The 19,802-nt window shown below is 73.6% G+C and carries 19 protein-coding genes; 7 read left to right on the forward strand and 12 right to left on the reverse strand.

Annotated elements, in window-relative coordinates; genetic code table 11:
- Nucleotides 1-16: 16 nt before the first annotated feature.
- Nucleotides 17-964: a hypothetical protein gene (locus ACIP8Z_RS06830; RefSeq protein WP_402079659.1), complete on the forward strand. Its 948-nt coding sequence runs from the start codon at nt 17-19 to the stop codon at nt 962-964.
- A 120-nt stretch (nt 965-1,084) separates the two neighbouring features.
- Here ACIP8Z_RS06830 and ACIP8Z_RS06835 read toward each other — a convergent pair whose 3' ends face one another.
- The 7 genes from ACIP8Z_RS06835 to ACIP8Z_RS06865 all read right to left on the reverse strand — a co-directional run bounded on the left by ACIP8Z_RS06835 (nt 1,085) and on the right by ACIP8Z_RS06865 (nt 7,444).
- A complete protein-coding gene (locus ACIP8Z_RS06835) occupies nt 1,085-1,456 on the reverse strand; it encodes a peptidase inhibitor family I36 protein (protein ID WP_266972555.1) in 372 nt (123 codons plus the stop codon).
- Nucleotides 1,453-2,166 carry a hypothetical protein gene (locus ACIP8Z_RS06840; RefSeq protein ID WP_402079662.1) on the reverse strand — a complete coding sequence of 238 codons (714 nt, stop codon included), beginning with the start codon at nt 2,164-2,166 and terminating at the stop codon, nt 1,453-1,455. Before ACIP8Z_RS06840 ends, ACIP8Z_RS06835 begins: the two co-directional genes overlap by 4 nt.
- Nucleotides 2,167-2,542: 376 nt before the next feature.
- Nucleotides 2,543-3,328: a polysaccharide deacetylase family protein gene (locus tag ACIP8Z_RS06845; RefSeq protein ID WP_402079665.1), complete on the reverse strand. Its 786-nt coding sequence runs from the start codon at nt 3,326-3,328 to the stop codon at nt 2,543-2,545.
- 209 nt (nt 3,329-3,537) lie between these two features.
- Nucleotides 3,538-3,915 carry a hypothetical protein gene (locus tag ACIP8Z_RS06850; RefSeq protein ID WP_402079667.1) on the reverse strand — a complete coding sequence of 126 codons (378 nt, stop codon included), beginning with the start codon at nt 3,913-3,915 and terminating at the stop codon, nt 3,538-3,540.
- A gap of 117 nt (nt 3,916-4,032) precedes the next feature.
- Entirely contained in the window at nt 4,033-5,580 is a 1,548-nt protein-coding gene (locus tag ACIP8Z_RS06855; protein ID WP_402079670.1) for an ATP-dependent DNA ligase, read from the reverse strand.
- A gap of 58 nt (nt 5,581-5,638) precedes the next feature.
- Nucleotides 5,639-6,799, reverse strand: a complete 1,161-nt coding sequence (locus ACIP8Z_RS06860; RefSeq protein ID WP_402079673.1) for a DUF6397 family protein — start codon at nt 6,797-6,799, stop codon at nt 5,639-5,641.
- A 231-nt stretch (nt 6,800-7,030) separates the two neighbouring features.
- A complete protein-coding gene (locus tag ACIP8Z_RS06865) occupies nt 7,031-7,444 on the reverse strand; it encodes a roadblock/LC7 domain-containing protein (protein WP_073905463.1) in 414 nt (137 codons plus the stop codon).
- A gap of 152 nt (nt 7,445-7,596) precedes the next feature.
- On the opposite strand from ACIP8Z_RS06865, the gene ACIP8Z_RS06870 reads away from it, so the two are divergent.
- Nucleotides 7,597-8,022: a PPOX class F420-dependent oxidoreductase gene (locus ACIP8Z_RS06870; protein ID WP_402079675.1), complete on the forward strand. Its 426-nt coding sequence runs from the start codon at nt 7,597-7,599 to the stop codon at nt 8,020-8,022.
- Between the two features lie 24 nt (nt 8,023-8,046).
- Here the strand turns inward: ACIP8Z_RS06870 and ACIP8Z_RS06875 are convergent, their stop codons facing one another.
- From ACIP8Z_RS06875 to ACIP8Z_RS06895, 5 genes are read right to left on the reverse strand one after another with little or no spacing between them, the layout of a single operon-like run.
- Nucleotides 8,047-8,676, reverse strand: a complete 630-nt coding sequence (locus tag ACIP8Z_RS06875; RefSeq protein WP_402079677.1) for a GTP-binding protein — start codon at nt 8,674-8,676, stop codon at nt 8,047-8,049.
- On the reverse strand, nt 8,657-9,073 hold the full coding sequence (locus ACIP8Z_RS06880; RefSeq protein WP_030316908.1) for a DUF742 domain-containing protein: 417 nt from the start codon (nt 9,071-9,073) through the stop codon (nt 8,657-8,659). The genes ACIP8Z_RS06875 and ACIP8Z_RS06880 overlap by 20 nt, the downstream gene beginning before the upstream one ends.
- Nucleotides 9,074-9,087: 14 nt before the next feature.
- Nucleotides 9,088-9,522 (reverse strand): roadblock/LC7 domain-containing protein, encoded by a 435-nt coding sequence (locus tag ACIP8Z_RS06885; protein WP_319317136.1) that lies wholly within the window; start codon nt 9,520-9,522, stop codon nt 9,088-9,090.
- Nucleotides 9,519-12,668 (reverse strand): nitrate- and nitrite sensing domain-containing protein, encoded by a 3,150-nt coding sequence (locus ACIP8Z_RS06890; RefSeq protein WP_402079680.1) that lies wholly within the window; start codon nt 12,666-12,668, stop codon nt 9,519-9,521. Before ACIP8Z_RS06890 ends, ACIP8Z_RS06885 begins: the two co-directional genes overlap by 4 nt.
- Nucleotides 12,669-12,722: 54 nt before the next feature.
- On the reverse strand, nt 12,723-13,550 hold the full coding sequence (locus ACIP8Z_RS06895) for an MHYT domain-containing protein (RefSeq protein WP_402079682.1): 828 nt from the start codon (nt 13,548-13,550) through the stop codon (nt 12,723-12,725).
- A gap of 177 nt (nt 13,551-13,727) precedes the next feature.
- Here ACIP8Z_RS06895 and ACIP8Z_RS06900 point away from each other — a divergent pair, with 177 nt between their 5' ends.
- From ACIP8Z_RS06900 to ACIP8Z_RS06920, 5 genes are all read left to right on the forward strand, one after another.
- Nucleotides 13,728-14,336, forward strand: a complete 609-nt coding sequence (locus ACIP8Z_RS06900) for a class I SAM-dependent methyltransferase (RefSeq protein WP_402079685.1) — start codon at nt 13,728-13,730, stop codon at nt 14,334-14,336.
- 206 nt (nt 14,337-14,542) lie between these two features.
- Nucleotides 14,543-16,492, forward strand: a complete 1,950-nt coding sequence (locus tag ACIP8Z_RS06905) for a bifunctional serine/threonine-protein kinase/glutamate ABC transporter substrate-binding protein (RefSeq protein ID WP_402079688.1) — start codon at nt 14,543-14,545, stop codon at nt 16,490-16,492.
- 110 nt (nt 16,493-16,602) lie between these two features.
- Entirely contained in the window at nt 16,603-16,938 is a 336-nt protein-coding gene (locus tag ACIP8Z_RS06910; protein WP_319317125.1) for a hypothetical protein, read from the forward strand.
- 162 nt (nt 16,939-17,100) lie between these two features.
- Nucleotides 17,101-18,198 (forward strand): hypothetical protein, encoded by a 1,098-nt coding sequence (locus ACIP8Z_RS06915; protein WP_402079691.1) that lies wholly within the window; start codon nt 17,101-17,103, stop codon nt 18,196-18,198.
- Between the two features lie 215 nt (nt 18,199-18,413).
- The gene (locus ACIP8Z_RS06920; protein ID WP_402079694.1) at nt 18,414-19,802 is read left to right on the forward strand and encodes a tannase/feruloyl esterase family alpha/beta hydrolase; all 1,389 of its coding nucleotides are present in this window, start codon (nt 18,414-18,416) and stop codon (nt 19,800-19,802) included.

Below are 19,802 nucleotides of genomic sequence, written 5' to 3' on the forward strand. Positions count from 1 at the left end.
GAGAGCGCACGCGGACGTGCGGAAAAGGGCGCGGGCGGCACCGGCCGCCGGGCTCGCCGGATCCCTGCTGAAGGAGGTCCTGGCAGAGCCCGGCAGGCTTCCGGAGTCGCTCGCGTCCTTCGCTCTGCGCCATCTGGGCCCGGGGGCCGGCCCGAGCGTCGCCCGCCTCCGTGAGGCCCACCCCGAGGCCGACGCGGCCGCGCTGCGCGCCCTGGTCGCGACCCGTGGGCGACGGGCGGTGACGGCGGAGGGCGCGTTCGTCGGTGGGCCCTTCCTGCTGCTCATCCCCCTGGCCTTCTGCGGTGCGCTCCTCACCCAGGTGCGCACGGTGCTGGAGATCGCCGCCGTCGAGGGGCGCGACTCCACCGACCCTGAGCGCGGCGCCGAACTCCTCGTTCTGCAAGGGGTGTACGAGGACACCGAGACCGCGCGTGCAGCGCTCGATCCGGGCGGAACCCGGCCCGGGAGCGGAGGCGGCCGGGGGCGCCTGGCAGCGTTCCGGGACCTGATCGCGAGGATGGCGCGGCTCCTCGGTCTCGTCACGCCGGACGACGGCGCCGGCCGCTGGGTCCGCGTCGGCAGATGGGCGCTCCTCGGCGCCGTGTTCCTGGTCGGTCTGGTGGCGCCGCTGGTCTGGCTCCCGTACATGGCCGTCGGGTACCACCGGGGCACCACGTTCCTGACCGACCGCGCCACCGTCTTCTACGTCGGCTCCCCCGACCCTCGCTCCTCGCGGGGTGTCCGGCTCGACCCCCTCATGGCACGTGCGGGGCTGAAGGCCGTCGGTTCCGTTCTGCTGCCGACCGTCGCCCTCTTCCTGGTGATCGTCACGGACATCCGTATCGCGGGCGGACGGTGGCCGGTCGTGGGGATCGTCCTCACCGCCAGCTGCCTGGCCTCGGGCGGCTGGTGGCTGTGGCGGCACTACCGACGACGCTCCTCACACGCACACCGGAACCCCTAATACGTATGCCGGGCGGCTCCGGAGCCCGGACGGGCCGCGCCGAGCCCCTCCCCGACCGGTGAGGGGCGGGGAGGGGCACGGGCGGCCGTGCCACGGCGCGGGGAGGGCGCGTGGAGTCGGTCAGCAGCCCATCGACCAGGTGTGGGAGTCACCCCGGTCGTTGGCCGCTCCGTTGTAGCCGACCTCCTGGCCCGGGGCGAGACAGATGGTCATGCTGCCGCCCTGCCAGGCGCTCTCGTAGACCTTGACGTGGTCCTTGATGCCGGGTCCGGAGATGCCGTGGTTGGCCCAGGAGGAGTCGGTGTCGGAGATCCAGCTCTCCCACCAGCCGTCGTCCCCGCTCCAGTTGGCGCGCTGGCCACCGAAGTTGGAGTCCTGCCAGACGCAGAACTCACCGCTGGGGCATTCGGCCGCGCCGGCGGAGGTCGCGAGGGCGAGACCGGCGGTGGCGGCGAACAGGGCCGCGGCGGTGGTGACGAGAAGTCGCTTCACGAGTGGGTGGTGCCTTTCTGCGGGTGGGTGGGCGCGGGCAGTTCGACTGCCTGCCGCAGTGCGCGGTCGCGCAGCTGCCGGTAGGTGGTGAGCTCGTCCCGGCGCAGCGCGCGCACCGTGACCAGCTCGGCGGCCTCAAGCCGCGCGCGGACCTCGTCGAGTCCGCTCTCGCGGGAGCAGCGACCGGCGACGGCCGGATCGGGACGGTCGGGGCGGGGGCCGCCCGGTGGTGTCACGCATCGGGTCCACCGGGCGAGTGCCGCTTGATGGGCGGGGTCGGCGCGCATCCGGGCCTGGGCCTCGGCGCGGAGGTTGTCGACGACGACCTGGGCCCGGAACCAGCGGCGCTGGTCGCCGTAGAGCCGCTGCCGGGCGCCTGCGACGCAGCCGTCCTCGTGGGCGGTGACGGTGGCGCCCGTGGCGAGGGTGACGGAGAGCTCTCGGGGACCGGCGCCGAACAGCGCCGCCTGGAGCTTCCGCTCCTCGCCCGGGGCCCGGGGCCTGGACGTCAGCGAGATTCCCCGGCCGCTCAGACAGTCCCCGACGAGCCGGTGCTCGGCGGCCTTGAGGAGCGCGTCCTGGGCCGTCTTGCCGGAGGGAACGCCCGGGTGCGTGGGGATTCCGGGCCCGACGGCGGTGCAGCCGGACAACAGGAGCGCGGCGGCCGCGGTCAGGAGCGCGCGGCGGGTGCGCGGGGTCGTGTGGAGCATGGGTCCCCCTTCGATCGTCCCTGGTCGGAGCGGCCGGCGAGTGATCGACTCGACGCTCGGGATGATCACTGCCCGAGGGCGGAGCCACCATGCGAGGGCTCACTCGAACGGGTCGAACGCGCCGGGGTGCGCGCCGCTCACGCGCCGCTGCCGTGCCGTGCGGAAGGGTGGCCGGGAACGACAGAGCCCCGGTTGGACGGGGGATTCCAACCGGGGCCGATCTGCCGTGACGCGAAGAGCGGTCACCTCAGGGGGGGACCTTGGGGACCGGGCCCCTTCGACGTCACATAGGTATGAACGGTGAACCTTTCCCGAATGTTCCGAGCGTTCCCCTGTGGGCGGTGTGAGTCACCTCACCCGGTTTCGGGTGGTCTCGTCAGTCCTTCTCGGGGCGGTAGACGGCGCCCGGCTCGGCCTTGCCCGGGGCGAGCAGTTCGGGCACGGTCACGAAGGTGAAGCCCCGCCGCTTGAGCTCGTCGATGATGGAGGGAACGGCGGGGACGGTGCCGTCGTAGATGTCGTGGAGCAGGATGATGCCGTCGCCGTGCGCCTGCTCGAGCACGCGCTGCCGTATGAGGGCGGAGTCGGTGGTGGAGTAGTCCTTGGCCGTGATGCTCCACAGGATCTGGGCGAGCCCGAGTTCCCGGCTGACGTCGGACACGGCTCCGTCGGTGCGGCCCTGCGGCGGGCGCATGAGGGTGGGCCTCCGGCCGGTGATCTTCTCGACGGCGTCCTGGGTGCGGGACAGCTCGTCGCGGACCTCCGACTCGTCGAGATCGGTGAGGATCCGATGGGTCCAGGTGTGGTTGGCGACCTCGTGACCCTCGTCGGCTATTCGCTTGACCACCTGCGGGTAGCGGTCGACGTGCTTGCTGCCGAGCAGGAAGAAGGTCGCGGGAACCTGCTTCTCCTTGAGGATGTCGAGGAGCCGGGGGGTGTCCTTGCCGGGCCCGGCGTCGAAGGTCAGCGCGATGCACTTCGCCTTGTCGCAGTCGACGCGACGGGCGGCGGTGCCCGCCTTGTCGTCCGTTCCACCCTCTCCCCTGGCGTCCTGCGGAGTGATGGTGTCGACCCCGCAGCCGCTGAGCGTCAACATCAACGCCGCCGCCGCGATCAGGACAGTGGCCTTGCCCCCGCGTCGGCCCAGCCTGGATCGGAACATGGTGAAACCCGCTTTCCCCGGTGATGTCTTCGGTACGGCCGGAAACCGCCTGGTCAGGGCGGCACTCACGGCAGACGGAAGACTCTACACACGGTGTATACCGGGGAAGGCAGGGGGGTCCTTCAAGCACGCGGGCATGCGCGAACCCCGGACGGCGCCCGTCCGCTCCGTCCGGGGAGTTCGCGCCTCAGCGCCTCAGCGCCTCAGGCTCAGCGGGACGCGAGCAGCAGTCGGGCCTCGGTCTCCTGGTCACCGGAGACGGACTGCTGGGACTGGATGTCGAAGCCGGTGGCGAGCACCTTCTCGACCTCGTTGACGGCGTGGTAGCCACCGCTGAGCGTGGCGCCGACCGGGGAGGTCAGAGGGGTGGGACGCACCTCCTGGTGGCGCCCGCCGGCCGTGTCGAAGGTGGCCGTCCAGACGGTGGGCGAAAGCGCGGCGGCCGCCTGGGGGCCCGGGGCGGACACGTCCTCCAGCTCGTAGACGGCGTCGAGGACGTCGAAGACGGCCTGCGCGTCCTCCCGGCTGCAGCCACTGAGCTGCACGGTCACGTCGGTGTCGATGTGCAAGTCGTACACGTCGCTCATCTCCTCGCGGCCCGCCGGCCGCTCGTGGCGCCTCGCGCTCGTCGTGCCGGCACTCGTCGTGCCACGTCTCCAGCATCCCTCGCGGGGCGCCGTCCCGCGAGGGCCGCCGGCCTCCGCTCAGGAACGGCCGATGATGTCCTCGACGGTGTCGGCCTCGGAGGCCCGCTTGTCGGGGCGGTGCCGCAGGACCCGTGCGAAGCGGAGGGTGACACCGCCCGGGTAGCGCGTCGAGGTCTGGAGTCCGTCGTAGGCGATCTCGACGACGAGTTCGGGCCGTACCCGCACGGTGAATCCATCGTCCTCCACGGCGAGTTCACCGAGCCGCTCGGTCTGCCAGCGGAGCATGCGGTCGGAAAGTCCTTTGAAGGTCTTTCCGAGCATGACGAAGCCGCCGTCCGCCGTGCGCGCGCCGAGGTGCAGGTTGGAGAGCAGCCCCGTCCTGCGCCCATGCCCCCGCTCGACGGCGAGGACGACCAGGTCGACGGTGTGGACGGGCTTCACCTTCAGCCAGGTGCGTCCCCTGCGGCCGGCCACGTACGGCGCGTCCAGCGCCTTGACCAGCACGCCTTCGTGCCCCCTGGACAGCGTGTCGGTGAAGAACCGCTCGGCTGCCTCCACCTGCGCGGGATCGGCCGGATCGGCCACGACGAGACGGCGGACCCGCTGGGTTTCGGGGAGCAGCCGGGCGAGGACCGCGTGCCGGTCGCGGCCCGGCCGGTCGATCAGTCCCTCGCCGTCGGCCGCGAGGACGTCGAAGAAGACCGCGGTGAGGGGAAGAGTCGCGTGCGCACCGGCGACGTCGGTGCGGGACCCGACCCGGGAGGCGATGGACTGGAACGCCACGGGGCGTCCGGTGCCGGGGTCGAGCGCGATCACCTCCCCGTCCAGGATGAAGCCGTCGGCCGGTACGGCGCGTGCGGTCGCGACCACTTCGGGAAGCCGGTCGGTGATGTCGTCGAGCGAGCGGGTGTGGACCCGGACGTCGTCACCGCGCCGGTGGACCTGGACACGGATGCCGTCGAGCTTCTCCTCGACGACACAGGGCCCGAGAGCACCGATCGCCTCGGTGACGGAGGGCGCGGTGTGCGCGAGCATCGGCTGCACGGGATTGCCGACCCGGAGGGTGAACCGGTCGAGCGCGGTGGCGCCTCCGGCGAGCACCGCCTGCGCGACCGGGGGCAGCGAGCCTTCGAGCATCACGGCACGCCGCAGCTCGGCGGCCGGCACGGTGGCGGCCTGGGCGACGCCTTCCAGTGCGATGGCGTCAAGAGCCCCCTGGCGCACCTCCCCGGTGAGCAGCCGCAACAGGAGCTGCTGTTCGTCGTCGGTCGCCGCGGCGAACAGGGCGTGGACCAGCCGGGTCCGCTCGGCGCGGGAGCCGGCTCCGGAGACCGCCGCCAGCTCCGTCATCGCCTCGTCGACACGTCCGAGAGTGAGGACCGGCCGTTCGGCGGGCGGGACCGCGGGTGGGACCACCTCCTTGAGAACGCTCCAGCCGACCCCGATCCGCCCCTGCGGGAGCCGGCCGGAGAGGTACGCGATGACGAGGGGGCTCTCCTCGGGATCGGCCTCCGCGAACAGCTCGGCGAGGAGCTGGATCTTGCGTGAGCGCGCCGGCACGGCGGCGATCTCCCGGGACACCTCCGCAACACGGGCGAGCAGCATGAGCCCATCCTCCCCACCCCGCGCCCGCGCCGCACGCCACGCGCCGCGCGCGTCGCCGTCAGGGCCAGGACACCGGGCGCTTTCGTCCGCCGGCCCGCCTGCCGTCGGCCGCCCGCCTGCGCCGCAGCCGGTCGAGGAGCCTGGCACGGGCGGCCGGACGACTCGGCGGACGCTCCATCCCAGTCGGCCGCCCCGCCGGAGCAGGAGCCTGAGCCGGAACCGAAGCCGAAACCGCAGCCACTGGCACGGCCGACGGCAGGGGCGGTACGGCCGATTCGGATGGCAAGGGCGGTACGGCCGGCGCGGGCGGCAGGGGTAGTACCGGCGGTGGGGGCAGTACGGGCGGCGGGGGCAGCACGCGCGCCACGGTCGGAGCCGGCTGCCGAAGCACCCCCACGGGCACCCCGGCACCCGGCCGTCCTCCCGCCGCACCCCAACGGCCCGGACCACCCGGATACGGCGCGGGCTGCTCCGTCCGGGCCTCGTCGAGCGCCAGGGCCAGGCTCATCCGGTGCCAGAGGATCTCGTCCGGGTCGTCGGCCCTTGTGAGCCGCTCGGCGATGTCGCGGGCCGCCGCCCGCACCGGCATTCCAGGTGGCGCCGGCGGGCGCAGCCGGTCGAGGTGGGCACGCTCGTACGGGTCGTCCACGACCTCGGCCACCTGGACCGGGTCGAGCATCGAGGCCATGGCGGCGGCCTGTGCCCATGGGTCGTCCGTGGCACGGAGAAGCGCGCCGAGCCGCCGTGCCCGCCAGTTCCTGGGTCGCAGGTCCTCGTGCGCGGCCAGTCGTTCGCGGAGCTCCATGGGCAGTCGCCCGGTGAGCAGCGCCGGACACGTGAGGCCGAATTCTGCGACCTCTTCCGCGAGATACGTCCACACGACCGCCCGATAGCGGTTCAGGGAGAACCGCACGGGACTGACGTGGCCCGTCCGGGCCAGCCTGATGAAGCGCTCCGGGGTGATCCCCAGGAGCGCCGCGGCCTCCGCCGTACCGACCGCGCGCACCCGTTCACGCAGGCCGGCGGGAAAGTCGGGCGCGGCCCTGAGCCGGTCGACCTCGCACCGTTCGACCCGCCGTCGTCCACCCTCCCCCGCCGGCACCGTCCTCACCAGGCCGAGCTGGACCGCGAGCCGGAACTCTTCGCCCCTCAGGTCCAGTTCCTGCGCGGCCCGCCCCGGTGCCACCGTCACCGTGCGCGTCCCCTCGTCCACCGTCATCGCGTGGCCCTCCCCCGTACGTCCGTGTTCTCTGCGTGTCGTGGATCTCTCCGACCCACCACCGCGAACGTAACGCAGAGTGACGAACCTCGCACGGCCTGTGGACAACCGCCTGTGGACAACCGCACGGACGACCGCACGGACGGCCGCATGGACGGCCGCATGGACGGCCGCATGTATGGCCGCATGTATGGCCGCATGGGCAACGCCCTCAGGACGGCGGCCGTGGCATCAGATCAGGCCGCCCTCCGGGCGCCCGGGCTGCCGGGCCGCCACGCCGAGGTGCTCGCCGACGCGGTTGACCAGCAGCGTCATCTCGTACGCCACCTGGCCGACATCCGCTTCCGCCGCGCTCAGGACGCAGAGGCAGCTGCCCTCGCCCGCCGCGGTCACGAAGAGCAGCGCCTCGTCGAACTCCACCATCGTCTGGCGCGCCCGGCCCGCCCTGAAGTGCCGGCCCGAGCCCCGGGCCAGGCTGTGCAGGCCCGAGGAGACGGCCGCGAGGTGTTCGGCGTCCTCACGTGCGAGTCCGCTGCTCGCGCCCGTCACCAGTCCGTCGTTCGACAGCACGAGCGCGTGCCGTATGAATCCGACTCGCTGGGTCAGGTCGTCGAGCAGCCAGTCCAGTCCCTTGTCCAATGCCATCAGTGGTCCTCCCCCTGGGTGGTGCGTCCCGACGACCCGGTTGTCCCGTGGTCCCCGTGCCGCGGTGGTCCGCCGTATCGCCGCAAGCCTTACGCACTGTCGTGAACAGGGCAAGCACTGCATCACGCCCGCGCGTGCCGCAGGATGGGGGCATGACGAGGATGACCGATGATCAGTGGCGGACCTTCGTGTCCGAGGGAACCCGTACGGGCAAGCTGGCGACCGTGCGCGACGACGGCAGTCCGCACGTCGTACCGGTCTGGTTCCTCCTGGACGGGGACGAGTTCGTCTTCACCACGGGCAAGGACACGGTGAAGGGCCGCAACCTCGCGCGCGACGGACGGGTCTCCCTGTGCGTCGACGACGACACTCCGCCGTTCGCCTTCGTCTCGCTCAGCGGTCGCGCCGAACTCAGCGAGGACCGGGCGGAGTTGCGCCACTGGGCCGGCCGCATCGGCGCCCGGTACATGGGCGAGGACCGGGCGGACGAGTTCGGCGAGCGCAATGCGGTCCCGGGCGAACTCCTCGTCCGGGTACGCGTCCAGAACGTGATCGCCCAGGCCGGCGTGGCCGACTGACGGCCCGGGTCGCGGTACGGCGGCTCAGCCGACCGTGTCGAGGAGCCGGGCGGTGTGCATCCGCCCGGCGTACTCGACGAGCCGGATGAGTACTTCCTTCCCGGAGTCGCGGTCGCGCGCGTCGCACAGTACGACGGGCGTCCCCCGGTCCAGGTCGAGTGCGCGGGAGACATCGGCCGCGCCATAGGTACGCGCGCCCGTGAAGCAGTTGACGGCGACCACGAACGGGATCTTGCGGTGCTCGAAGTAGTCGACGGCCGGGAAGCAGTCCTCGAGTCGCCGGGTGTCGGCGAGGACGACCGCCCCGAGGGCGCCCTGTGACAGCTCGTCCCACAGGAACCAGAACCTGTCCTGGCCGGGCGTCCCGAAGAGGTACAGGGAGAGCCCGGAGCGGATGGTGATGCGGCCGAAGTCCATGGCGACGGTGGTGGTCGTCTTCTGGTCGACTCCCCCGGTGTCGTCGACCGACTCCCCGGCCCGGCTGAGCTGTTCCTCGGTGCGGAGCGGCCGGATCTCGCTGACCGCGCCGACGAGGGTGGTCTTTCCCACGCCGAACCCACCGGCGACCAGGATCTTCAGGGCGAGGGCGGTGGTGTCCGTGCCGCCGTCCCCGCCGTCTTCCGCGCCGGTGCTCTCAGAGCGCTCGTAGGCCATCGATTACTTCCCTCAGGATTCTTTCGTCGGGGAGCTGTGCGGGCGGTACGGGCCGGCTGACGCGTACGAAGCCCGATTCGAGGAGGTCGCCGAGGAGGACCCGGACGACGCCGACGGGCAGGTCGGCGTCGGCGGAGAGCTCCGCGACCGACTGGGTCTCGGCCCGGCACAGGGCGAGCAGGGACCGGTGCTCGGGGCCGAGGAGGGACTCCTCCGCCGGTCCGGGCGGATCGTCGTCGACGACGACGAGGGCGATGAGGTCGAACCGTACGTTGCTGGGACCGGGTTTCGTCCGGCCTCCGGTCATCGCGTACGGGCGCACGAGCGGTCCGGCGTCGGCGTCGTACCACTGACTGCCCGGCACGGACGGGCCGCCGCCGGTGCTGTCCTCGTTCATGGGCCTTCTCCGGGTCAGCCGGCGGCCGGCGGGGTCACCGTGAGCCGCGGCGGGGTGTGCAGGTGCTCGCCGACGCGTTTGACGAGGCGGGCCATCTCGTACGCGATGAGGCCGATGTCGGCGCTCACCGAGGCGAGGACGGCGAGGCAGGAGCCGTCGCCCGCCGCGGCGACGAAGAGGAAGCCGTCGTCCATCTCGACCATGGTCTGGCGGACGCCTCCCGTGTGGAACTGGCGGCCCGCCCCCTTGGCAAGGCTGTTGAAGCCGGAGGCGATGGCGGCCAGGTGTTCCGCGTCCTCGCGGCTGAGACCGTTGGAGGCCCCGACGGCGAGTCCGTCGTTGGAGAGCACCACGGTGTGGCGGACCTCCCGGACCCGCATGACGAGGTCGTCGAGGAGCCAGTCGAGCTCGCCGGACCGGTGGTGGGAGATCCTCTCGTGGTCGATCATGGCTGGTCTCCTTCGGGGCGGGGGTCGTCGAGGGGGGTCGTGCCGTGGCCGGGTTCGTGACCGGTGCCGGTGCCGAGGGGGCGTCTGCTGCCCGGGGCCGCGCCGCCGCCCCGCTGCCAGCCGTCGCGGTAGGCCGCCATGCGGTCGCGTACCGCTTCCGGGGTGCGGGCGTCCGTGCCCGGCTCGGCCGGTACGAACACCGGTGCCGAGGCGGGGGCTTCGCGCAGCTGCGGGACCAGGCTCGCCTGGCGTACCCGACGCGGCAGCTCGCCCTCCGCGTCGTCGCCGTGTCCGGCGTGACGAGCGGCACCCGCGGCACCTGCGGGCGTGCCGGGCTGCTGTTGCCGCGTCACCTGCGGTACGGAGGGCCCGCGGCGGCGTAGTTCGGTGACCCCGGCAGGCGGCGGACCGGGCTCCGCGGGCGCTGCGGACGTTGCGGGCGCCCCCAGCGCGGGCACGGCGGTCGGACGCGGCAGGGACTGCGGGCGCGGTGACGCGGGCGCCTGCGGCGGGACCGGCGGCCGGGAGCCGCTCGTCCCCCCGGGCAGGATCCCGGGCCGGGTGCCGCCCGGTGACTGCGGGGCGGTCCCGCGGGGTGCCTGAACGGGGCCGGTGGGGGCGCCTCCCCCGAGGGCGGGGGCGGGCGGAGCGGCCTGCGCCGGCGGACGGGAGACCTGGGGACGGCCGAAGCGACGGGCCTCGGCGCGCTGCGCCTCCTCGCGTTCCCGTGCGGCGCGCGCGTCGTCCGGCCGCCGGTCGGGGCCGAGGCGGTGGGCGCCGAGTCCGTCGGCGCCGAACCGGTCGCCCGTCGCCCGGTCTTCGCCGCTCTGCCGGTGGTCCGCGACCGGTTCTCCCCGGTCGGGGGCTGCCGTACGGGGATCGCGTGCCTGCGGGGTTCCGGCGTGGGGTGTGTCGGTTCCGTGGCCGGTCGCCCCCATGCCTCGGCCGGGGGGCAGGGCGCCCTGGAGGAGATCGGTCGGGAGCAGCACGACGGCCGTGGTGCCGCCGTACGGGGAGGTCCGCAGCTGGACCTTGATGTCGTGGCGGGAGGAGAGCCTGCTGACCACGAAGAGACCGAGCCGGTCGCTGTCGAAGAGGTCGAGGGCCTCGGACTGGGCGATGCGGGCGTTCGCCTCGGCGAGGGTCTCCTTGCCCATGCCGAGTCCCCGGTCCTCGATCTCCAGGGCGTACCCGTTGCCGACGGGCTCGCCGCTGACCCGGACCTTGGTGTGGGGCGGGGAGAACTGGGCCGCGTTCTCGATGAGTTCGGCCAGGAGGTGGGTGAGGTCGGCGACGGCGCCACCGACGACGGCTGTTTCGGGGAGCCTGCGCACCTCCACGCGCGCGTAGTCCTCGATCTCGGAGACGGCGGCGCGGACGACGTTGGTGAGGGGAACGGGCATGCGCCAGGCGCGGCCGGGGGCGGCGCCGGAGAGGATGATGAGGCTCTCGGCGTGACGGCGCATCCGGGTGGTGAGGTGGTCGAGCCGGAACAGGTCGCCGAGTTCGTTGGGGTCGTCGGCGCGCCGCTCCATGCTGTCCAGGAGGTTGAGCTGGCGGTGGACGAGGACCTGGCTGCGCCGGGCGAGGTTGACGAAGACTCCGGAGATGCCGCTGGCGAGCTCGGCGCGTTCGACGGCGGCGGAGAGTGCCGCGCGGTGGACGGTGGTGAGGGCCTCGCCGACCTGGCCGATCTCGTCCTGGGAGACGGGACCGGGCGGGGTCTCGGCCCGGACGTCGATCTCCTCCCCGGCGCGGAGCCGGCGCATGGCGTCGGGGAGTTTGCCTCGGGCGATGCCGAGGGCGGTGTTGCGGAGGCTGACGAGTTCGACGACCAGGCCGCGGCCGATGCGGACGGAGATGACGAGGGAGGCGGCGACGGCCGCGAGGCCGAGGATCACCGCCGCGCCGCCCGCGGTGAGGACACCGCCGGCGAAGGGGTCGGAGCGGTCGGCCGCGGCGGTGCGGGCGTCGGCCTCGATCGCGGTGAGTCCGCTCCGTACGGCCGCGAGGGTGTCGTCCCAGTCGGCGCTGGGGACCGCCTGGGCGGCGGTGCGGCCGGGGCTCTCGGCGCGGATGCGGTCCTCGGCGCGAGTGAGCCGTGCGTGGTCTCCGCCGGCGGCGAGCCGGTCCCACGCGGCGCGTTCGGCGGCGGGCAGGTCGGCGGTGGCGGAGGCGGTGAGGGTGCGCCGGGTCTCGACGGCGCCGGAGAAGGCGCGGAGCCCCTCCTCCGAGAACCGGCCGGTGAGGTGGGCGGCGGTGAGCAGCGCGTCCTCGCGGGACAGCATCTCGCCGGCCCGGCCGAATTCCAGGAGTACGCGCGCGTCGGAGCCCTGCTGGGTGTCCTGGATGCCGGTGAGGGCACCGCCGACGGCGAACGCGGCGGAGACCGCCGCGCTGTACTCCTCGTACACCTGGTGCCCGTCGGCGCGTCCGCCGGTGGCGGCGGTACGGAGCCGGGCGAGGCCGGTGACCTTGCCGACGAACGCGGTGACCCGCTCGCCGACGTCGCCCGGGAGGTCGCCCGTGTCACCGACGGTGTGCGTGTCGTCCAGGCGGAGGCGGTCCACGGCCTCGTCCGTACGGTGTATCCGGTCCTTGAGTTCGGCGGCCCGGGTGGCGCCGGGGGCCGCGACCTGCCGTACGGCGGCGCGCCGTTCGGCCTGGAGGGCGGCGAGGGCGGCCGTCACGGGCTCGCGGATCTCGGCGTCGACGCGCTGGAGCTGGCGGAGCCGGGCGACGTCCTGCGCCGTGGTGACGGTGGCGAAACCCCACAGCGCGAGGAGCGACACGACCGGGACCATCAGGAGCGAGACGATCTTGGCGCGGACGGTGCGGGGCCGCAGGCCGCGACGCGGGGCGGGGAGTCCGATCGACGCGGCGGGGTGGGGCGCGGACGGGCCGTGGGCGGCGGAGCGGTCTCCGGTGGCCGTGCGACCGGTGGTGGCCGTGCGACCCGCGCCGGTCACGTGTCCCGCGGCAGTCGCGTGTCCGGCGGAGTGCGGGTGTCCGGTGCCGGGGAAGGCCTCGGGAGTGGGCTCGCCCGGCTCGTCGGCGGGCGGCCCGGCGTGTGCGCGCCGCCCGCGCGCGGCCGCCGACGGCGGCGCCGACGCCTTGGCGTCGTTGGTCCTGCGGGGAGTTCGCATGGCCTCCTCGTTCCGGCTGCGACGGTCTCTGGTGCGTGACGTACGGGGTTCGGTTCAGCTCGCGGGTGTACGGGCGGATTCAGCGGTCCGGAAGCCGGGAGGCGCGACGTCCACCGCGCGCTCGTCGGTGAGGCGACCGGCGGAGGCGTACGCCGCACGTTCCTTGGCCGTCGGCGAGAGGGCGACGAAGGCCGAGGTGATGAAGAGGTACGAGCCGAGGCCGACGGCGAGCGGGAAGATGAACTGCATGACCGTGGCTCCGGGGAGGGTGGCGGTCGAGGGGGCCACGTCCACCCCCACCGCGAACATGCCGGTGTAGTGCATGCTGCTGACGGCCGCGCCCATCACGAGCGAGGCGACGGCCACGGCGGCGGGTGAGTGGATGTTGAGGGCCGCCCACAGGGCCGCGGTGGCGGCGACGACGGCGATGAGCACGGAGAGGCCGACGAGCAGGGGGTCGAAGCGGACCTCGCCGTGGAGCCGGAGGGCGGCCATGCCCATGTAGTGCATGCTCGCCACGCCGACACCCGTGGTGAGTCCGCCGATCAGGAGCGAGCGGACCCGGTCGCGTCCGTAGCCGACGGCGAACACCCCGACACCGACGACGGCCATCGCCACGACGAGGCTGAGGATGGTGAGCGGAACGTTGTAGCGGATGTCGGTGCCGGTCACGCCGAAGCCCAGCATCGCCACGAAGTGCATCGTCCAGATGCCGGTGCCGATCGCGGAGGCCGCCGTGAGCAGCCAGTTGCGCCGCGAGCGGCCGGTCGCGTCGAGGGCGCGTACGGTGCAGCGCAGCCCGAGGGCGGCGCCGACGCAGGCCATCGCGTACGACAGTGCAGGTGTCAGCCAGCCGAAGGTGGCGTGGTCCAGGTGTCCCATGGCTCCCGGACGCTAGTGCGCATCGGGGGGCGCACCAGGGGCGCATTTCGAAAGCTGATGGAATATGACAGAGAGATGATCCCGAACGATCGCACCGGGCTCGAACGTGTACACAGACGGTGCACACAAAATGTTCACACACGACGGTCACTCCTCCGGGTACGGAATCATGAGCGCATGAGCGATGACCCCACAGACGTCCGAGAGTTCTTCGGCGCTCGCGCCGCCGGCTGGGACAGCCGGTTCCCCGACGACGGACCCGCGTACGCGGCCGCCGTGCAGGAGCTCGGCCTGCGCCCGGGCGACGCGGTGCTCGACGCCGGCTGCGGGACCGGGCGCGCCCTCACGCCGCTCCGCGCCGCCGTGGGCCCGTCCGGGACCGTGCTCGGCGCCGACCTCACCCCCGAGATGCTCGAACGGGCCGTCGCCGCCGGGCGCGGCGGCACGGCCGGGACGGCGACGCTGCTGCTCACCGACGTCGGACGCCTGCCGGTACGCGACGGCGCGCTCGACGCGGTCTTCGGGGCGGGACTCGTCTCGCACCTCGCCGAGCCCGTCGCAGGTCTGCGTGAACTCGCCCGCGTCGTACGGCCCGGCGGCCGACTCGCGCTCTTCCACCCGATCGGGCGGGCGGCCCTCGCGGCCCGCCACGGCCGGCAGATCACCCCGGACGACCTGCGCGCCGAACCCCGGCTGCGCCCCGTGCTCGCCGAGGCGGGCTGGCGGCTCGTCAGCTACGTCGACGAGGACGCGCGCTACCTGGCCATGGCCGTACGGGAGGGCTGAGGCGCGGATCGTCGCGCTTGGCACCGCCGTGCGGAGCAGGATGTCCAGGTGGCCGGGGCGTCCGGGTGTGCGAGACGTGCGGGGCCTTCGACCGCCCGTTCCCGTGGTCCGTGGCCCCGTCCTTGATCCGGCCGGATCCCTCACCGGGATGTGGCAGAGTCGGGGCGGGGTCGGCGGTGTGACTGAGGGGGCTGTGAGTGGCGCGGGTGGTCGACGATCGGTTCGAGCTGGTGGAGCGCCTCGGCGGGGGCGGTATGGGCACCGTGTGGCGCGCGCGGGACCTGGCGCTCCACCGTGAGGTGGCTCTCAAGGAAGTCCGCCCGCCCGACCCCGCGCTGGCCGAGTACGACCCCGAGGCCGCCCGGGAGCTCCGTATCAGGGTGCTGCGTGAGGCCCGGGCACTCGCGCGCGTGGCCCACCCCCAGGTGGTGACCATCCATCACATCGTGGACGGGGGCGAGGGCACGTACCCCTGGCTCGTCATGGAGTTGGTCCCGGGCGGTTCCCTCCAGGACCGCCTCGACCGCGGTGATCTCGCCGTCGGCGAGGCGGCGACGCTGGGGCGCGGGATCCTCGCGGGGCTGCGGGCGGCCCACGCGGCGGGCATCCAGCACCGGGACATCAAGCCGCCCAACGTCCTGCTGCGGCCCGACGGACAGCCCGTCCTGACCGACTTCGGCATCGCGGCCATCCACGGGGCCACCGCCCTCACCGCCGCCGGGTCCATCATCGGCACGCCCGACTACATGGCGCCCGAACGCGTCAGCGGCGAGGAGGGCGGCCCGGCCGCCGACCTCTGGTCGCTGGCCATGACGCTGTACGTCGCGGTCGAAGGCCACCATCCGCTGCGCCGCGCGAACACCCTCGCCACGCTCGCGGCCGTCCTCGGCGAGGAGGTGCCACCGCCCCGCCGGGCCGGGCCGCTGACACGGGTTCTGACGAGCGTGCTGGTACGGGATCCGGCGGCGCGCCCCGACGGCGAGGCGCTGGACCGGATGCTCGCCGGAGTGGAGGCGGAAACCAGGGCCGACGCTCACGCTCGACCTCGAACTCGACATCAGCCTCAGCCACAGCCACAACCCCCGTCTCGACCTCAGCCTCAGGATCAGGATCAGATCCCTCATGCGGCTGTGGTCGACGGACGCCCCTCCGTCGACGTCGATGCCGGCGCGGACACCGCCACCGCCTTCCCCCTCGCACCCCCGGTACCGACCGGGCCGCCCACCGCACACAAGCGGCGCGGTGGGATGTACACGGCGGTGGCAGGGGCGGCCGTCGTCCTCAGCGGCGTGCTCGTCTGGAATCTCCTCCCGCTCGGCGGCGAGAAGGACGACGGAGCCGGCGACCGCGTCGAGGGCAAGCCGAGCGGCCAGGGGTCCTCCGCGCCGTCGGCACCCTCCACCCCCTCAACGGGCGCGTCCGGGGCGACCCCGACCGGCGGCGGCCCCAAGATCACCATCGGCATCAAGTTCGATCAGCCCGGACTCGGCTTCAAGAACCCGGACGGCACGTACGCGGGTCTCGACGTGGACGTGGCGACCTATGTCGCCCGCGTGCTCGGGCACGACCCCGCCGACATCGTGTGGAAGGAGGCCCGGAGCTCCACGCGCGAGTCGCTCCTCACCCGTGGCGATGTCGACCTCGTCGTGGCCACGTACACGATCAACTCCGTACGGGACAAGAAGGTCGACTTCGTCGGCCCCTACTTCATGGCCCATCAGGACGTCCTGCTCCCCGCGGACAACACCACGATCAAGCGCCGGACGGATCTCAACGGCCGGAAGGTCTGCACGGCCACGGGTTCCAGCACCGCGCTCCTGATCCGGACGCTGCTCGCCCCCCAGGCGCAGGTGGTGACGCACGACAGTTACGCCCGCTGCATCGACGACCTCGAATCGGGCGCCGTCGACGCCGTCACCACCGACAACGCGCTGCTCGCCGGTTACGCCGCGCACGACACGTACAGGGGCCGGTTCAAGCTCGCCGGTTTCAGTGTCAGCGACGAGCCCTACGGCATCGGAGTCCCGGAGGGCGGCGACGCGAAGGGGACCATCCGGGGGGCGCTCCAAAAGATGATCGACGACGGCTCCTGGAAGAAGGCCGTCGAGAGGAACCTCCCGCTCCTGAAGGATGCCACGCCGCCTGTCCAGCAGTGATCCGCCGGCGGCGAGGCGTTTCAGCCGATCCCAACGCACCCTTCTTTCCCGGCACTTCACTGACTACCGTGGATGTGCCGGGCAGTCGTGCCCGGGAAAGGCGGTGCGGCGTGGCACGGGTATCCGAAAGACTGCGCAGGCTCCTTCCGTCCGCCCGGCGGGCGGCCGAGGCCGCCCCGCCGGCGCCACCGCGCCCCCGGCAGGGGCACAACCTCTTCGAGGCGGCCGCCGAGTACGTGGCCGCGTGCGCCGAGGACGATCCGGCGCGGGCCGAGGAGGCGGCCAGCAGGGTCTCCCCCGGCATGCTGTCGTTCGGGGTCAACGAACTGGCCTGCCGGGCCCTCCTCACCCTCGCCCGGGAACGGAACGAGTCGCCGAGGACCGTGGCCCGCTCGCTGCTGGGCCTGCGGGAGGACCCGGCGCGGCGGCCGGCGGCCGGCGCGTAGGACCCGCGGTGCGGGGCGGGCCCGGGTGCGGGAGACGCGGCGGCGCCGTGGCCCGCCGCCCGGCCCGCGCCCGTACGGCGATGCAGGTCACGGCGCCGGGCTATGGACAGGGCTCCCTACTCACTGGTTAAGGTGCGCCGACAACCAGATGGGGAGGCATGCGTGGCTGGGACGGACCCGATCGCCGAGGCCGAGGCCGACGGCGCTGCCGACGCGCTGTTCGTGCTGACCGCGGCACTGCTGACGCCCGCGCGTTTCCCGAGCGTGCTCGGCGACGACTACCCGGCGGCCTGCGCGGCGCTCGGGCTCCAGCCGTACGCCGAGGGGTACGGGCTCGTGTTCGGCCAGGACGGGCTCGGCGCGCGGTGGACGGTCGTCGTCGACGACGTGTCGCTCGTCGCGGTGGCCATCTCCTCCTGGGACTGCGGCATGGCCTACGACCTCTCCCCCGACGAACACTCGGTGGTCGCCGGGCTGCCGGGCTGGCCGCTCGCGGTGGCGACCCGCGCGCCCGGCGTACCCGCCCCGCACGACCCGGAGCCCGAGGAGGGCGACCCGGCGCCGCTGGTCCCGCCGTCCGGCGACGCGTGGGGGCCTGCCCAGCGGCGCCTCGGCGCGGACGAGGTGGCACTCCAGTGGAACGCCTGGCGGAGCCAGGTGACGGACGACGCGCCGGCCGGCGCGGGGGCGGCGGTCCCGTCCGACACGCCGGTCCGGTCCGACATGCCGGTCCGGTCCGAAACCGCGGCATCGTCGCCCGCCACCGCGGCGTCGTCGTCCGTGCCCGCCGCCTCGCCCAAGGTGCCGGCCGAGGCCACGCCCAGGCCCACGACGTGGTTCGACAGGCCCTCCTCCATGAAGGCGAGGCCGCCCATGAAGGCAGCGCCGTCCGCGGAGGCGGCGCCGTCCATCGACGCGGCGGCATCGGGCGAGGCCGCGCCGTCCACCGACGCGGCGCCGGCCGCGGACGCAGTCGCCGCCGATCCGTACGCCGGTGTCCGCCGGGCTCTCGACGAGCTCCGCGGCTACCTCGAGGAGCCGCCGCCGGTCGGGCGGGTGCGGTCCTCCGGCTCCGGTACGGACGGGGGCGTGCGGACGCTGCGCGCGGACGGCCCCGGCTGGTCGCTGGTGGCGCGTCCGGACGACATGGCCTTCGTCCTGCTCGACGAGCTGCCGGGCGAGGTCCTGCCGGTGGCACGCGGTCCTCGGCTGCCCGCGCTCCTCGAAGGGCTCGACGCGATGGCCGTCCGGCCCGTCTGATCGACCCGACCGACTCCGAACGACTCCGATCGGCCCGATCTGCCCCCGGTCGTCTTCTGCTCGCTTGCCGCTGGACAGGAGGCCCGCCGAGGGCGTCATGCCGGTCCACACGGCCCGGCAGCCCGAGGTGTGGTCCGGGGACATGGCCCGGTGGTGTGGGTGCGTCGCACGATGTGGCGCCGCATCCCATTCCCTCGCCCCCCCCGGAGGCCTCCATGCGCCTGTTCCCAGGCGTCCCGCTGCTCGCCGCGCTCCTGACCGCCGTCACCGTCCTGGCTCCCGCGGGTCCCGCCGGGGCGGAGGAGCGGGCAGCGGCGGGCACCACGGCGCACTGCGCGCGCCAGGACCGGCTCCACGTTCCCGGCGCCGAGCACCAGCAGGCCGCCTGCCTGGCGGATCTCACGACTGCCGGGCTCGCGGGCACGCCGTACACCGACACGGCGGACCAGGCCGGGCTCGCCGCCCTGGGGACCCGTAACCCGTCGGGCGTGCCCGGCGTCCAGATCGACGGCTACTTCCCCGACGACTCGCGGCTCAACGCCACCCACGGCTGGGCGCACGACGCGCAGTTCGTCATCCGGCTGCCCGACCGCTGGAACGGTGGCCTCGTCGTCACCGGCGCGCCCGGCACCCGGCGCCAGTACTCGACGGACGCGCTCATCTCCGACCACGTCCTCGCCCGGGGTTTCGCCTACGCGGCCACCGACAAGGGCAACACGGGACCGGACTTCTTCACCGACGGGCGCGGTCCCGGCGACGCGGTCGCCGAGTGGAACCGCCGGGTGACCGAGCTGACGCGGGCCGCGAAGAAGGCCGTCCGGCAGCGTTACGGCACTGCCCCGGAGCGCACGTACATGACGGGCATCTCCAACGGCGGCTATCTGACGCGCTGGCAGCTGGAGAACCGCCCCGAGCTGTACGACGGCGGGGTCGACTGGGAGGGCGTGCTGTGGACCTCGCGCGGCCCCAACCTCCTGACGAGCCTGCCGGTGACGGTGGCCCGGTCGCTGGGGCAGGCCTCCGACGAGGATCTGATCGGGGCCGGCTTCGCACCCGGGTCGCGCTTCCTGTGGCCGTACCACGAGAAGGCGTACTGGGGGCTGACCCAGAAGATCTTCCGGGCCGAGTTCGACCCCTCGTACGACCCCGCCTGCCCCGGTTCCACCGCCGGCGGCACCCTGGAGCAGATCTTCGCGCCCTGCGCCTCGGACGCCTCGTACGACTACGCCTCCCGGCCCGCCTCCGTGCACCGCGCGGTGGCGAGGGTCGCGCTCACGGGTCGCATCGGCAAGCCGCTCATCACCCTCCACGGCGACCTCGACACGCTGCTGCCCCTCTCCACCGACTCCGACGTGTACGCGCGGATGATCGACGCGCGGGGCCGGGGCGGGCTGCACCGGTTCTACACGGTGCAGGACGGGACGCACACCGACGGCCTGTACGACACGTATCCGGACCGGCTGCGTCCGATCCTGCCGTGCTACCGCTCCGCGTTCGACGCGCTGACGAACTGGGTCGAGGAGGGTACGGCTCCGCCGGCGGACCGAACGATCACCCGGCCCGCGAGTGGTGACGTGGTCAACTCCTGCGCCTTGGCGGGGTGA

Source organism: Streptomyces sp. NPDC088553, from assembly GCF_044752965.1.
Classification (GTDB): Bacteria; Actinomycetota; Actinomycetes; order Streptomycetales; family Streptomycetaceae; genus Streptomyces.